The sequence below is a fragment of the Streptococcus orisratti DSM 15617 genome (genome assembly GCF_000380105.1).
Taxonomy (GTDB): domain Bacteria; phylum Bacillota; class Bacilli; order Lactobacillales; family Streptococcaceae; genus Streptococcus; species Streptococcus orisratti.
In genome coordinates, this window is record NZ_KB904452.1 from 45727 (window position 1) to 61392 (window position 15666).

Genomic DNA, 15666 nt, shown 5'->3' on the forward strand with positions numbered 1-15666 from the left:
ATTATCTCCTACTTGATATTAAGCGTTATGTAGCTGACAGAAGTTGATGCCAAATTTGATAAATCAACAGCTTGACCATTGATTGTGACAGTGACACCAGCAGTTACTCCCAAAGTTATTACAGATGAAGTTGTTCCTGAGAGAAGTTTAGTTGTTAAGTTGTTATCATTTGAGGTCAACAAGGTACCCCCATCGCCAGCTTCTGAATTTGTCACTGATACCCAGCTACTTTCAGCTCCAGCAAGGCTAATTGAAATCTCAACATCATTATTAGCATTTTCCACGTTGACTGATAGACTATCTCCGCTACCTGTTGTAGTAAGCGTTGTTTGATTTTCGCTGCTTGAAATAGGTGTTTCAGAAGTACTTGATGATTCTTCTGAAACTTGACTAGATGTACTGCTTACAACAGAGTAATCTGAAGTTTTTGTCTGGTTACTTTGCTTGGTCTGTTGCCAGACAGTATAAAAAACAAAAGATAGGACAGCTAATGTTGCAAAGCAAAGGGAAATAATAGGAAGATAAGATGGTCTAGATTCTTTTGTGCGATATCGGCTACTTCGAGTTGAAGTTATCGGAGAAGTACTTGGAGATATTTCCAAAGTCCTTATTGATTCATCTTTTTCCGGTATTTCAAACTCATGAGTTTTTGGTAAAATAACAGTGTCAATCTTCTCTTCTTGTGTATTTAGTTTTTCTTCTGGTTCTTGCTGCGAGGTCATTAAATCGGCAAGATTTAGACCAACAGCAGCAGTATAGTCTTTCAAATAAGGATCCAATTTTTCCTGTGGAAGAATATTAAATTGATCTAATTCCATAGCAAGTAAGTAGTGTTGTGGAATTTTTGTTTGTTTCTCAATATCTTCTAAACTTAATTTTTTCTGGACCCGTGCCTCCCTCAGGAGATCACCCATATTTATTTCACTCATGACTCTTCCTTTTTTATATAATCAACTCTATTATAACAAAAATGTGGGAATTTTTCGATTATTTTGGAACAATTGTAAAATCAGTAACTTCAGCTGCGTCAAAAAAAGCATTCCCGATTTCTATTACCTCAGTAAAGGTTAGCTGTCTTAAAATATCAGGAATATCAAAATAAGATTCCTTTTCAGTTAAATAAGACATAAATTGATTAGCAAGATGTTCTGTACTATCTAAACTTTTAATGAAATCACCGTACATTTCTTTTTTTATAAGCTGAAGATGTTCTTCAGAAATATCTTCGATTTTGTTGCGTCTTTTTATTAGTTGTCGGATTTTATTTGATAATGCAATTGGTTCAAAAGTATCTGAACTTAAAATAATAAATTGAAAATCTGAATTCACTTCGATTTCAATATCAAAAGAATCATCAATTTGGCCAGCATCATACCAATCTTGGTAGCTATTTGAAGTCCAGCCAAGCAGCATGGCAAGCAGTAAACGAAGTGCAATTTTTTGCTTTAAAAGTGATTGCTTAGTTTTAAAATGTCTACCACGGTAAGCAACCGCTAATTTTGGTAAAGCGACATCCATTTGGACAGTTCTCGTTTTAATGACAGGGTTATGGACAATCTGATTTCTAATAGGAAGTTGGAAATTAGGAAAAGACAGTTTTTCTTGATCTTTAATGATTTTTTGAATAATCTCATCTTTATTGATGTCACCAACAATTAGAAGTGTCATATTTTTGGGGTGATAAAAGAAATGGTGATTCTCCTTTAAATCTCTTAGCGTAATACGATTAATACTATCTTTATTTCCGGCAATATCTTTGGCGAGAACAGTTTCTGGATATAGATTTTCAAGAATTCCCTGATAGAGCTGATATTCGGGATCGTCTTGATACATATCAATTTCTTGCCTAATAATATCTTTTTCTTTTTCAACCGAGTCATAGGTAAAATGTGGTGATACCACAAATGTCTGTAGTAAACTAAGAGCCTCATCAAAATCACTTGTTGATGAAAAGAAATAAGCTGTACGATCAAAGCTAGTAAAGGCATTCAGATCTGCTCCAAGATTTGTGAATTGGATAGCAGCATCTTTATTATTTTCCATTTCAAAAACTTTGTGTTCTAAAAAGTGAGCAACACCCTCAGGATAAGAAAAAATTTCCCCTGTTTCTGTTGTAAATGAGTTGTCAAGGGAACCGAAACCAACTGTCAACATACAGACAGTTTCTCTAAAATTTTGCTTCGGAACGAGGATAACTTTTAATCCATTTTCTAGAGTTATAGAGAAAAAATGCTCTTCTATTGTACTGAAGTTGTCTTCTGTCAGTCTCATCACTTACTCTCCTTCTAAGAAATAAAAAACCTGCAATTTAATTTTACCAGCTACTCTTATAATATCCTCTTTACTAACTTGGTTAATATGATTTACCCAGTTGTCAATATCAGGGTTTTCTTTTAAGTACTTACTGTTATAAACTTTTTCAATAGTAGCTTTGGGAGAATCCAATATTGCTTGCCTATTTGTAATCAGCATTTTCTTTGTTTGCTTAACGAGTGTACTTGAAAATCGTCCCAATTTAATATCTGATAATTGCTTATTGATGAGTTTTAAAGTTTTATCTCGATTCTTTTTGTCAATACCAGCGTAAACATTGAGTAAACCCGTTAAACTATTGATTTGACTGTTAATCGTGTAAGCTAAGCCCTCTTTTTCCCTGATTTCAGTAAATAGTTTTGAATGAGGAAAGTTACCAAATAAACCATTAAAGACAAGAAGTGCAAAATAATCTTCATCATGATAAGAAATTGGGTTGTGGTAAGCCAACTGAAGGACTGACTGATTGACTGAACGTTTTTCAATAACTTCAGTGATGATATTCTTGTAGTCTTGTTGGTAAATAAAATTCAATGGTTTCAAGCGGTTCTCAAAAGGAAATTGATGAATCAGACGAACAACTTTATAATCATCAAAATCACCAAGAACAAAAATATCAATCTGATCTTGGTTTAACATGTGTTGAAATTCCTGATAAGCAGTATAGGAATTCTCAGCTTGAACTAAATCAACTTGTCCATATTTCGAAACCTGTAAACTTGGATTGTCAAAAAATAATGTTTTAAGGGCTAGGTGGCTACTGTAAAAACTATCTTCTTTATCAACTTCAAGATAATTGATCAGATTTTTTTTCTCAAGATCAAAGATCTTTGGTTGGTATTGAGCGGTGGCTGCAAGTGGTGAAAATAAACATTCTTTTAGAAATATAATAATGTTTTGAAGTATCTCTTCTCCATTAAAAGTAAATTCATCACGAATAAAACTAATGTCAATATCAACAATATGAACAAGTCCTTTGGTTGACACTTTAGTTGACAAATTTGCTCCGTAAAGTGCAGCGAGTCTTTGGCGAAACAGCCTTGCGGTAGGATAACTAGCATTTACAGTTGCAAGCATTTGAGCAGCTAGAACTCGTTTGGCAATTGTTCTTTTTGTTAAATCACCTGAAAAGCGAAAAGTAATGTGGTTGGTTTTAAACTGTTTCGTTTTTATTAAATGAAGGTTGACACCTTGAGCAATTTTCATGATTTTTCCTTTATTAAAGACTTAATTCTCTAATTATACCACGAATATGGTATAATTACTTGAAACAAAAAATGGAGAGATATGATGGAATTTAAACTGTTTGATGATTACATTACTTTGCAGGCTCTTTTAAAGGAACAAGGAATTATTCAAAGTGGTGGAGCAATTAAGAGTTTTTTATTAGAGACCACAGTTCTCTTTAACGGAGAAGTTGAGACTCGTCGTGGAAAGAAGATTCGTATTGGAGATGTTATTACATTACCCGAACACAATATTGACATCAGGATTATGGAGCCTACTGAATCAGAAAAGTTAGAGCATTCAGAAAAACTAGCTGAAAAAGAACGCATTGCTAAAATTGTTAAGCAGATGAATCATGAGAATAAGAAGAAACAAAAAGCGAAGCGCCCCAAAATTCCGTTGTCAAAACAGAAAAACAAAACTAAATGTAAGCCTGTTCGCTTTCCAGGAATCTAAGCATGTGGATTAAGGAAATAAGATTAAACAATTATCGAAACTATAAGAATATTTCAGCAACTTTTTCTCCAGGATTAAATATCTTTATTGGAAAAAATGCTCAAGGGAAGACCAATTTTTTAGAGTCTATCTATTTTTTATCGCTAACAAGAAGTCATAGAACACGTTCGGATAGAGATTTAATTCATTTTTCTGAAAATAATCTCACAATTTCTGGAAAGTTGTCACGGGCAAGTGGAAATGTTGATCTCAGTATTTCTTTATCAGAAAAAGGGCGTGTTACTGAAATAAACCATCTGAAACAGGCAAAACTATCGGATTATATTGGTACCATGACGGTTGTTCTTTTTGCACCCGAAGATCTACAATTGATAAAAGGAGCTCCGAGTTTACGTCGTAAATTTCTTGATATTGACTTGGGACAGATTAAACCTCTTTATTTATCTGATTTATCTAATTATAATCATGTATTAAAGCAGCGTAATACTTATCTTAAAACAGCCGAGAAGGTTGACAGTGATTTTCTAGCGGTACTAGATGACCAATTATCAGATTATGGTAGCCGTGTCATGGAACATCGTTTAGATTTTATTATTCAGTTGGAAAAAGAAGCAGATAAGCACCATGCTAGTATTTCTAATGGGTTAGAGCACTTGACAATAAAATACCTCTCTTCAGTGACTTTCTTAGACCGGCAAGATATTCGGAAGGAATTTTTACAACAATTAAGAAGAAACCATCGACGTGATATTCTTAAGAAGAATACAGGAGTAGGTCCTCATAGAGATGATTTAGAATTTTTCATCAATAATGTGAATGCTGATTTTGGTAGTCAAGGACAACATCGTAGTCTTATCCTATCTTTGAAATTAGCTGAAATAGAACTCATTAAATCAGTTACAGGAGACTATCCAATTTTGCTACTTGATGATGTCATGAGTGAGTTAGATAATTACAGGCAAACAAAGCTTTTGGAGGGAATTAAGGAGCATGTTCAAACCTTTATTACGACCACAAGCTTAGACCATTTATCACAATTACCAGATAATCTTAATATTTTTGTGATAGAGCAAGGAGATATTCTTACAGATGAAAGAACAACCTCCAACGATTGATTTCTTCCCAATATCATACCTGTAGCTCATCTTTAAGATAATGAAATAAAAGATTGGCATAAAGATGCTGATCTTTTATATTGTCAACTGACAATTACAACGATGACAATATAAGTTTACAGTTGTGTAAACAAAAACTGAGGCAACTGCCTCAGCCTTTTTTATAATTAGTGAACAGAGTAATTTGGAGCTTCATTTGTGATTTGAACATCATGTGGATGGCTCTCTTTTAATCCAGCACCAGACATTTCAACAAATTGTGCATTATCACGAAGTTCTTCGAGTGTTCCAGCACCACAATATCCCATACCTGAACGGATTCCACCAATCATTTGGAAGACGATATCTGCGGCAGATCCTTTATAAGCGACACGCCCTTCAATTCCTTCTGGGACAAGCTTGTTGGCTTCATTGACAGATCCTTGGAAGTAACGATCACTTGATCCCTTCTTCATAGCCGCAATTGATCCCATACCACGATAGGATTTGTATTTACGCCCTTGGAAGATTTCAGTCTCACCGGGAGCTTCATCAGTACCTGCAAACATGGATCCAAGCATAACAGCATTACCTCCAGCAGCAAGAGCTTTGACAATATCACCTGAATACTTGATTCCACCATCAGCGATGATTGTTTTACCATATTCACGAGCAACTCCAGCAGCATCATAAATGGCAGTAACTTGTGGAACACCTACCCCTGCAACAACACGTGTTGTACAGATTGAACCAGGTCCGATACCAACTTTAACAACATCCACCCCAGCTTCATAAAGAGCACGAGCTCCCTCAGCAGTAGCAATATTTCCAGCAATCAAAGTTTTATCTGGGAAGGTAGCGCGGATTTCAGCGATTTTACGAAGAACTCCAGCTGAGTGACCGTGTGCTGTATCAATAACGATAGCATCAGCACCAGCATCAAAGAGAGCTTTAGCACGTTCAAAGGTATCAGAAGTAACGCCAACAGCCCCGGCTACTAGTAAACGACCAAATTCATCTTTAGCTGCGTTAGGGAATTCAATCACTTTTTCAATATCTTTGATAGTGATTAGACCAGACAAACGTCCGTTTTCATCAACTAACGGTAATTTTTCAATACGATGTTCATGTAGGATGCGTTCAGCGGTTTCGAGATCTGTTCCGACAGGAGCAGTAACCAATTCCTCGCTGGTCATGTGATCAGCAATTGGAGTATGGTAATCACTGATAAAACGCATATCACGGTTGGTAATAATACCAACAAGTTTACGATTTTCAAGCGTTTCAACAATTGGGACACCGCTAATACGGTAACGTTGCATGAGTTCTTCAGCCTCAGAAACAGATTGTTCAGGTGTCAAGAAGAACGGATCAATAATAACTCCGTTTTCCGAACGTTTTACCTTGCGAATTTCTTCAGCCTGTTCAAGAATAGACATGTTTTTATGAACAACTCCCAGTCCTCCAGCACGTGCAATGGCGATAGCCATCTTGCTATCAGTAACGGTATCCATGGCAGCTGTTATAATCGGAATGTTTAATGTCAAATTTTTAGCGAGTTTTGTCTGCATGTTGACTTCGTTAGGAAGTACATGACTTTCGGCTGGAATAAGTAGTACATCGTCAAAAGTGTAACCTTTTTTCAAAAATTTAGTGTCCCAATTTGACATTAGTTAGTCCTCTTTTCTATTGTTTTGATGGGATAAAACACCCAGTCTATTTTTATTGTTACTATAATATCACGCTAAAATCATTTGTCAACTCCCTATACATTATTTTTTAGTGCTATCACCTTTATTAGAGAGACGTTCGTGTTTTTCCATTAATAAATTGTAAAATATAATGCAACAAAAAACTCATAGAGTTCAAACTCGTGTAAACTGTAAGTAACCACACTGAGCAGAACACGGGAGAAATCTATGGGCTACCATCATATTACTTACCATAACTGAGCAAATTAAGATAGAGATTTACTACCAAAAGGGCGTGAAATTTATTGATATTGTGGTATCACTGGGATGGTCAAAGCAGACCATCTACAATGTAGTCAACTTTCTCAAAGAGGGACATTCTGCTTACGACTACTACAAAGCTAATGAAAACGCTGTAGTCGGATTAAAACAAGTCTTACACCATCAGAAAAAGACTTTATTCAAACTCATTTGGAACAAAATTGGAGTCTGGATGTGATAAAGGCAACCTATCCTGATAGGATTCCTTGTTCCATGAGGACTCTCTAACGTCTAGATGATTGTGGGGAGTTTGACAAGAAGGATTTACCTTGGAAAGGCAAGAGAAAGGCATCATCATACTGAAAACAAATGGACGTAAAGCCAGTGATATTGAAGTTTCCATCAATCAGTAGCTGTCCCAATTTTCCAACCACCTCTTTAAGTCGATAACCTTTGATTGCGGGAAAGAATTTTCTAACTGAAAGTCCATTTTAAATACACATGACATCGATATTTTCTTTGTGAATCCAGATTGTCCTAGACAACGAGGTTTGAATGAATACTTTAACAGCCTATTGAGGCAACATAGACTTCCCAAACAGACGGATTCCAAAAAAGTTTTTGAAGTATTAAACACCTTATCAAGTTTTCCTGAATTATACCGAAAGTCTAACTTAATTTGACGATTAGGAGATATAAAAACGATTTTTCAGAAAATTCATTCGCTTTTTGAAAAAAACTAGAATGTGGCATAACATTCTAGTTTTGAATTTTAGAAATAGTTAATTCCCATAGCTGCTTTCACTTCTGAGAGCGTTTGGGCTGCAACTGATTGAGCGTGTTTACTACCTTTTTTCAGCATGTTGAAAACTTCTCCCATGTCTTTAGCGTACTCTAAACGACGCTCGCGGATTGGTGCCAATTCACGTTCAAGAATATCAAGGAGATAACGTTTAGTTTTGACATCTCCCAGTCCTCCCCGCTGATAGTGTTCTTTCATCTCAGCAATAGTAGCTGCATCTTCCTCGCGACCAAAGATATCAAGGTAGTGGAAGACCATATTTCCTTCAAGTTGTCCTGGATCTTCAACACGAATGTGGTTTGGGTCAGTGTACATGCTCATAACTTTTTTACGGACTGTATCTGCGTCATCTGATAGGAAAATACCATTGCCAAGCGATTTAGACATTTTAGCATTACCATCAAGCCCAGGTAAGCGTCCAGCAGCTTCATTTTCAGGATAAATTCCTTCAGGTTCGACCAAGACATTGCATTTATATGTATGATTGAAACTACGTGCGATTTCACGTGTTTGCTCAATCATAGGTTTTTGATCGTTTCCAACTGGTACAAAATTAGCCTTGAAGGCTGTAATGTCTGCCGCTTGAGAAATTGGATAAACTAGGAAGCCTGTTGGAATAGATTCACCAAACCCTTTTTGAGCAATTTCTGTCTTGACAGTGGGATTACGTTCAAGGCGAGCAAGTGAAACAAGATTCATATAATACATGGTCAATTCCGCTAATTCAGGAATTTGGCTTTGGATAAAAATGGTAGATTTAGTAGGATCAAGGCCCACAGATAAATAATCCAAGGCAACATTTCCAATAGATTCCTTAATGATTTCAGATTCCTTGGCATGATCAGTCAAAGCCTGCTGATCTGCTAGGAAAACGAACATGTCGTATTTACCCTCGTTTTGTAAAATGACACGATTTTTGAGGCTGCCTACATAGTGTCCCAAGTGCAGTTTTCCTGTTGGACGATCTCCTGTTAAGATAATTGGTTTAGTCATTTGTTTTTCTCCTTAAAATAATGTTCTTTAGTAATGGCGTAGCGTTTGACTGACATGAAAAGATTAGGATTCTTCCAATCTTTTTTGGAATAAGGTTCTTCAGCAATTAAAGTCATGCCCGATTTTTGCATGACCCGACCAGAAGCTAGATTTTCTTTGACATGCTCAGCAATGAGACAATTCATTTCTAAACGTTCAAAGAAAATTTTGATAATTGCTACCAAGACCTCCGATGCATAACCTTGATTCCAATATTTTTTATTCAGAGTATAGCCAACCGTAGCAGTCCCAAGTTCTTCGTTGATATTCATCAAATCAATCGTTCCGATAAATTCATTTGACGATGTTAGTTCAATTCCCCAACGCCCAAGTGGTGAAGCTAGGTAGATAGATGCGATGATATTCTCTGTTTCCTCCAATGAGCGATTAGGAGGAAATGTCCAGCGGACGTTTTCTTCGTCAGAGGCATAGGAATACATTGCTTTAGCATCTGTCAGAGTCACTGGACGAAGTAGTAATCGTTTTGTCTGAATGATACGATGCTTGTCTAATTTTTGATAGATATTTTTCATGTCTATTTCCTATTGATAAAAATAAAAAAGTCCCCACGTAGTAGATTTACGTGAGGGCGTAATGTCAATAATACGCGGTACCACCTCAGTTGACAGGTGTGTTTACACATGGTTTACACTTTTGTCATCTTTAAGGCACGATAAGGGGTGCTAAACCTGAAACTTATGTGTTTGTTTCACGTGGAACATCAGCCCATTTCATAAAAAGATGCCTCTAGCTCACAGCAACCGCTAGTTTTCTGAACACATCTTGAAATTACTCTTTCTGAATATGGCTTCATTTTATGATAAATTTTCATCTTTGTCAAGTTTCTTTGAAAGCACTAACAAATAACTTGACGAAATCGACTTCCTTTGCCATAATAAATCTTGTTTTTATAAGAAATGAGGGGAAAATGAAAAAGAGAGTTATTGATTTTAGTCTGGTAACGCTAGGCTCTTTTGTTGCCGCTGTTGGCTTTAATAGCATGTTTTTAGCGAATAATATTGCTTCTGGTGGTGTTGTAGGGCTGGCTGTCAGTTTGCAAAAATTATTAGGATGGAATCCTGGTAATTTTGTCATGTTTACTAATGTTCCCTTACTTTTGTTGTGTTTTCTATTTTTGGGAAGAGAAAGCTTCTTAAAGACCATTTACGGTTCGTGGATCTATTCGTTTTTTGTGAAGTTTACAGAAGATTTACCGACTATTACTAATAATGCTTTATTAGCGGCCATTTTTGGTGGTGTAGTTGTTGGCTTGGGTTTGGGATTGGTTTTCTGGGGAAACTCTTCTACGGGAGGAACCGGAATTATCACTCAAATTCTACATAAATACACACCACTACCCCTTGCTGTGGCGATGGCCGTTGTTGATGGTTTTAGTGTTGCTATGGGACTTGTTGCCTTTGATATAGACACTGTCATGTATTCAATTCTTGCTCTTTTTGTCATTAGCTATGTTGTTAATAGTATGCAAACTGGTTTATCATCTTCACGGAATGTTATGATTATTTCCAAAGCTACTGAGGAGATAAAAAAATATATTGCTAATCAGGCTGACCGCGGTATGACAGAAATTCCAGTAAAAGGAGGCTTTACAGGCAAAAGTCATACGATGTTAATGACGACGGTTTCTATTCAAGAAGTTCCCAGACTTGAAAGGCATATTTTAAAAATTGATGAAACTGCTTTTATTGTTGTTATGCCAGCAACGCACGTTATGGGTAGAGGATTTAGTTTAACGAAGCGTTATCAATTAGATGAAAAAGATATTTTGTTACCTATGTAAAATAAGCCTCCTTTATGTTGAAAAAAGGGGGCTTTTCATGTAAAATGAAGCATAGATAAATAAGGTGAGGTATTAGAATTGCTTACAGTTTCAGATGTGTCACTGCGTTTCAGTGATAGAAAATTATTTGATGATGTTAATATCAAGTTTACAGCAGGGAACACTTATGGGTTAATTGGTGCCAATGGTGCAGGTAAATCAACTTTTCTTAAAATATTAGCAGGGGACATTGAACCATCAACAGGTCACATTTCACTCGGTCCAGACGAGCGCCTATCTGTTCTTCGTCAAAATCATTTTGACTATGAAGAAGAAAGAGCCATCGATGTTGTTATTATGGGAAATGAGCGTCTTTATAATATCATGAAAGAAAAAGATGCTATTTATATGAAAGCTGATTTTTCAGACGAAGATGGTGTGCGTGCTGCAGAATTGGAGGGAGAATTTGCAGAGCTAGGTGGCTGGGAAGCTGAAAGCGAGGCTTCACAACTACTCCAAAATTTGAATATTCCAGAAGAACTTCATTATCAAAATATGAGTGAACTGGCCAACGGTGATAAGGTAAAGGTTCTTCTTGCTAAAGCGCTTTTTGGTAAACCTGATGTTCTTCTTCTTGATGAGCCGACCAATGGTTTGGATATTCAGTCTATTTCTTGGTTAGAAGATTTCTTGATTGATTTCGAGAATACTGTAATTGTTGTATCCCACGACCGTCACTTTTTAAATAAAGTGTGCACTCATATGGCTGACCTTGATTTTGGTAAAATTAAACTCTATGTTGGTAACTATGATTTCTGGAAGCAGTCTTCAGAATTAGCTGCACGTCTGCAAGCCGATCGTAATGCCAAGGCAGAGGAAAAAATCAAAGAATTACAGGATTTTATTGCTCGCTTTTCTGCGAATGCTTCTAAATCTAAGCAAGCAACCTCTCGTAAGAAAATGCTTGATAAAATTGAATTGGAAGAGATTGTTCCTTCTAGTCGTAAATACCCATTTATTAACTTTAAAGCAGAGCGTGAGATGGGAAATGACTTTGTAACAGTTGAAAATCTTTCGGTGAAAATTGATGGTGAAACCGTTATTGACAATATTAGTTTCATTTTACGTCCAGGTGATAAGGCTGCAATCATCGGACAAAACGATATTCAGACGACAGCACTTATGCGGGCATTGATGGATGATATTGATTATGAAGGTACTATCAAATGGGGTGTGACAACTAGTCGTTCTTACTTACCCAAGGATAATACAAAAGACTTCGCTTCTGGAGAATCTATTTTAGAGTGGCTTCGCCAATTTGCTGAGAAAGGTGAAGATGATGATACATTTCTTCGTGGTTTCTTAGGGCGTATGCTCTTTTCAGGAGATGAAGTTAACAAGTCTGTCAACGTTTTATCAGGTGGTGAGAAAGTGCGCGTGATGCTCTCAAAACTTATGCTCCTAAAATCAAATGTTCTGATTTTGGATGATCCAACCAACCACTTGGATTTGGAATCTATTTCAAGTTTGAATGATGGCATCAAAGATTTTAAGGAATCTGTTATTTTTGCCAGCCATGATCATGAGTTTATTCAAACAATTGCAAATCACATTGTTGTCATTTCGAAAAATGGTGTGATTGATCGAATTGACGAAACCTATGATGAATTTCTTGAAAATGAGGAAGTGCAATCTAAAGTTAAAGAACTTTGGAAATAAAATAAAAGGCGTTAGCGCCTTTTATTTTTACAGTAACGAGGAGACTACAATGACTACTTTATTAAAAAAATATCAAACGATTATAGTGTTTTTGCTAAGCTTTATGGTACCTGTGGTCATCCTTTTTTTGGTATTTCTATCGCAGAATATCTATTGGAATAGTGAACGGACGATTTTAGCCAGCGATGGTTTTCATCAGTATGTTATTTTTGCGCAGAACCTCCGAAATATTTTGCATGGTTCAGATAGTATTTTTTACACCTTTACAAGTGGGCTAGGCTTGAATTTCTATGCTTTAATTAGCTATTATCTCGGAAGTTTTTTGTCACCGTTAGTTTACTTCTTTGATTTAAAAAGTATGCCAGACGCCATTTACATCTTTACGTTAATCAAGGTTGGGTTGATAGGGTTGTCAACTTATTATAGTCTTAGTAAAATGTATTCGAAAATCATCAAGCCATTCATATTAGTTTTATCAACGTCCTATGCGTTAATGAGTTTTACAATAAGCCAAATTGAAATTAATATGTGGTTAGATGTGTTTGTTTTAATTCCTCTGATATTATTGGGTTTGAATCGTTTACTAAATCAGCAAAAATTTGTCCTTTACTACATCTGCCTAACTTTGCTTTTTATCCAAAACTATTATTTTGGATTTATGGCTACCATCTTTTTGACACTATATTTTTTAGTACAATTACAAGTGGACTGGTCATGGAAAGTAATTTTTCGGAAAACAATTAACTTTACAATTGTGTCAATATTATCAGGTTTATCAAGTAGTATTATGCTACTACCGACCTTTTTAGACTTATCTACACATGGTGAAGAATTAACTAAGATAACAAAAATCTTTACAGAAGATAGCTGGTACCTAGATTTCTTTGCTAAAAATTTCATAGGAGCCTATGATACAACAAAATTTGGTGCAATTCCTATGATTTCAGTAGGGATTTTACCTCTTATTTTAGCTTTAGTATTTTTTACGTTAAAGACAGTAAGGTGGCAGGTGCGCTTGGCTTATGGTATTTTGATCGCTTTTATTCTGTCAAGCTTTTATTTACAACCTTTGGATCTGTTGTGGCAAGGAATACATGCCCCAAATATGTTTTTACATCGCTATGCTTGGGTGTTATCAACAATTATAATTTTATTAGCAGCGGAAACTTTGACGCAATTGGATAATATTAAGTTGACACAGTTTTTTTATCCTTTAGGACTTCTGGGACTAGGTTATTTGCTGACTTTTATCTTCAGAAAGCAATATGATTTTTTAACAGATACACAGTTTATATTGACAGCGATTTTTTTGATTGCTTATCTTATTTTATTGGTAAGTTACTGCAAACATCAGTTGCCTAAAATAATTTTTGTAAGCTTTACACTTATCTTTACAATATTTGAAGTTTCATTAAATACCTATTATCAAATTAGTGCTTTAGGTTCAGAATGGGTATTTCCAACCAGAGAAGGATATGAGAGAAATTTATCGGACATTGACAGTCTTGTCAAATATACGCAAGAGAGTAATACGACTTTTTATCGTATGGAACGTGTATTGGCACAAACAGGAAATGATAGCATGAAATACAACTATAATGGCATTTCCCAATTTTCTTCCATTAGAAATACAACTTCAAGTAGCGTCTTAGATCGACTAGGGTTTAAATCTTCGGGTACAAATCTTAATCTTCGTTATCAAAATAATACAATTCTAATGGATAGTTTATTTGCAATTAAGTATAATCTGTCAGAGACCCCTATTAATAAATTTGGTTTTAATTTACAAAAGACGGTAGGAGCAACTTCCTTGTACCAGAACCAATATTCAGCTCAGATGGCTTTATTGACAAATGACGTTTACAGCGATGTCAATTTTACAGTTAATACTCTTGATAATCAAACAAATTTTATCAATAAAATAACGGGTTTATCGGAACACTATTTTTATCGTCTGAATTCTCAAATTGTAACTGGAGGTAGTTCACTCAATGGTAGAGTTACAACTAATAATCAAAACACTGGGGACGCTAACATAACGTATAGAGTTAGCATTCCCAGAGATACTCAACTTTATGTCAGCATGCCGAACATAACATTCACAAATGATAATAGGGAAGATGTCCAAATTACAGTATCTGGAAGAACATCACTTTATACAACAGATAATGCCTACAGCTTTTTTGACATAGGCTATTTTAAGGCTGGACAGACAATTGATATAACTTTTGTTTTTCCAGAGAATAGTCAGGTATCTTTTAATAGTCCGAATTTTTATGAACTAAATATTGAGAGCTTTCAAAAAGCTGCAGAAGCTCTCTCTAGTCAAAACGTTAGCGTTAAAACGCAAGGGAATAAAGTAATCACCAAATATTCAGCTACAAAAGACAGCTCTATACTATTCACTCTACCTTACGATAAAGGTTGGCACGCGAGCCAAAGTGGAAAGAAAATAAAAATTTCCAGAGCACAAGGTGGTTTTATGAAGGTTGATGTGCAAAAAGGCAAGGGAGAAGTTACTCTGAGTTTTGTTCCAAATGGTTTAAAAGAAGGAACAATCCTGTCAATTATAGGCCTCATAAGTTTTGTATTATACTCAAGAACTATGAAAAGAAAAGTTATTCGAATTTGAATGATTCTACGTTGAGAAAAAAATTTAATGGAAATACAAGGCTCCCCTTCTTATCAATGAGAAAGGGGAGTCTTGTATTTCCATTATTAACGGTGATGTATATTTTAGGAAAAAATAAAAATCCTAAGAAAACTTAGGATAGTGTCTTATCACTCCGGCAGCAAGACTCGAACTTGCGACATCATGATTAACAGTCATGCGCTACTACCAACTGAGCTATGCCGGATAAAGAAAAAAACTGCTAGGCAGTAATTTATAGTCCGTACGGGATTCGAACCCGTGTTACCGCCGTGAAAAGGCGGTGTCTTAACCCCTTGACCAACGGACCATATTCACTAACAGAACAAAGACTATTCTACCTAAAAATAACACTACTGTCAATACTTTTTTTAAAAATTTTTTCCCCCACTTGTCAAGTCAAGTGCAACAAGTTCATTGATAACTAGAGTTCCAGAGGTTAAGCTGTTTGGGCTAGCCCAAACAAAATATTTGCGGTTTTATACTTGTGAAGTCGTCTAGGTCTGTCATTGATAGCAGAGACGTAGTGATTGAGTTCTTCTGTCGTTAGTGAGTTAAGAGAGACACCTTTTGGGAGAAACTCTCTCAAGAGACCATTGAAATTTTCATTTGTTCCTCTTTCATGAGAAGCATAAGGATGG

12 protein-coding genes, 2 tRNA genes and 2 pseudogenes are annotated in these 15666 nt (G+C 35.7%); 7 read left to right on the plus strand and 9 right to left on the minus strand.

Annotated features, from left to right (window positions below; all coding sequences use genetic code 11):
- Positions 1–8: 8 nt before the first annotated feature.
- The 3 genes from A3I7_RS0102245 to yfmF are packed head-to-tail and all read right to left on the minus strand — an operon-like array spanning position 9 to position 3519.
- Complete coding sequence (locus A3I7_RS0102245) at positions 9–929, minus strand: helix-turn-helix domain-containing protein (RefSeq protein ID WP_018375163.1); 921 nt, start codon at positions 927–929, stop codon at positions 9–11.
- 58 nt (positions 930–987) lie between these two features.
- Positions 988–2274 carry an EF-P 5-aminopentanol modification-associated protein YfmH gene (gene yfmH, locus A3I7_RS0102250; protein WP_026217090.1) on the minus strand — a complete coding sequence of 429 codons (1287 nt, stop codon included), beginning with the start codon at positions 2272–2274 and terminating at the stop codon, positions 988–990.
- Positions 2275–3519: an EF-P 5-aminopentanol modification-associated protein YfmF gene (gene yfmF, locus A3I7_RS0102255; protein ID WP_018375165.1), complete on the minus strand. Its 1245-nt coding sequence runs from the start codon at positions 3517–3519 to the stop codon at positions 2275–2277.
- A gap of 84 nt (positions 3520–3603) precedes the next feature.
- Here yfmF and yaaA point away from each other — a divergent pair, with 84 nt between their 5' ends.
- Together yaaA and recF are read left to right on the plus strand one after the other, a co-directional pair.
- Complete coding sequence (gene yaaA / locus A3I7_RS0102260; RefSeq protein ID WP_018375166.1) at positions 3604–3996, plus strand: S4 domain-containing protein YaaA; 393 nt, start codon at positions 3604–3606, stop codon at positions 3994–3996.
- Positions 3997–3998: 2 nt separating this feature from the next.
- A complete protein-coding gene (gene recF, locus A3I7_RS0102265; RefSeq protein WP_018375167.1) occupies positions 3999–5111 on the plus strand; it encodes a DNA replication/repair protein RecF in 1113 nt (370 codons plus the stop codon).
- A gap of 167 nt (positions 5112–5278) precedes the next feature.
- On the opposite strand, the gene guaB is transcribed toward recF, so the two are convergent.
- The gene (gene guaB / locus A3I7_RS0102270) at positions 5279–6760 is read right to left on the minus strand and encodes an IMP dehydrogenase (protein WP_018375168.1); all 1482 of its coding nucleotides are present in this window, start codon (positions 6758–6760) and stop codon (positions 5279–5281) included.
- Between the two features lie 316 nt (positions 6761–7076).
- On the opposite strand from guaB, the gene A3I7_RS14805 reads away from it, so the two are divergent.
- A complete protein-coding gene (locus tag A3I7_RS14805) occupies positions 7077–7280 on the plus strand; it encodes a hypothetical protein (protein WP_026217091.1) in 204 nt (67 codons plus the stop codon).
- 91 nt (positions 7281–7371) lie between these two features.
- Positions 7372–7662 (plus strand): annotated as a pseudogene (locus A3I7_RS14810) (IS30 family transposase); the annotation flags it as partial.
- A 152-nt stretch (positions 7663–7814) separates the two neighbouring features.
- Here the strand turns inward: A3I7_RS14810 and trpS are convergent.
- Positions 7815–8837, minus strand: coding sequence for a tryptophan--tRNA ligase (gene trpS / locus A3I7_RS0102285; protein ID WP_018375169.1), 1023 nt, complete (start codon positions 8835–8837; stop codon positions 7815–7817).
- Positions 8834–9409 (minus strand): GNAT family N-acetyltransferase, encoded by a 576-nt coding sequence (locus tag A3I7_RS0102290; protein WP_018375170.1) that lies wholly within the window; start codon positions 9407–9409, stop codon positions 8834–8836. Before A3I7_RS0102290 ends, trpS begins: the two co-directional genes overlap by 4 nt.
- A gap of 395 nt (positions 9410–9804) precedes the next feature.
- Between A3I7_RS0102290 and A3I7_RS0102295 the strand changes: the two genes are divergently transcribed.
- The 3 genes from A3I7_RS0102295 (at position 9805) to A3I7_RS0102305 (ending at position 15007) form a co-directional block, all read left to right on the plus strand.
- Entirely contained in the window at positions 9805–10677 is an 873-nt protein-coding gene (locus tag A3I7_RS0102295; RefSeq protein WP_018375171.1) for a YitT family protein, read from the plus strand.
- Between the two features lie 78 nt (positions 10678–10755).
- A complete protein-coding gene (locus A3I7_RS0102300) occupies positions 10756–12375 on the plus strand; it encodes an ATP-binding cassette domain-containing protein (RefSeq protein WP_018375172.1) in 1620 nt (539 codons plus the stop codon).
- A gap of 49 nt (positions 12376–12424) precedes the next feature.
- Positions 12425–15007, plus strand: coding sequence for a YfhO family protein (locus tag A3I7_RS0102305; RefSeq protein ID WP_018375173.1), 2583 nt, complete (start codon positions 12425–12427; stop codon positions 15005–15007).
- A gap of 152 nt (positions 15008–15159) precedes the next feature.
- Here the strand turns inward: A3I7_RS0102305 and A3I7_RS0102310 are convergent.
- The 3 genes and pseudogenes from A3I7_RS0102310 to A3I7_RS0102320 all read right to left on the minus strand — a co-directional run.
- A tRNA-Asn gene (locus tag A3I7_RS0102310) sits at positions 15160–15233 on the minus strand.
- 30 nt (positions 15234–15263) lie between these two features.
- Positions 15264–15335: transfer RNA gene (locus A3I7_RS0102315), tRNA-Glu, on the minus strand.
- Between the two features lie 129 nt (positions 15336–15464).
- A pseudogene (locus tag A3I7_RS0102320) lies at positions 15465–15666 on the minus strand (IS30 family transposase); the annotation flags it as partial.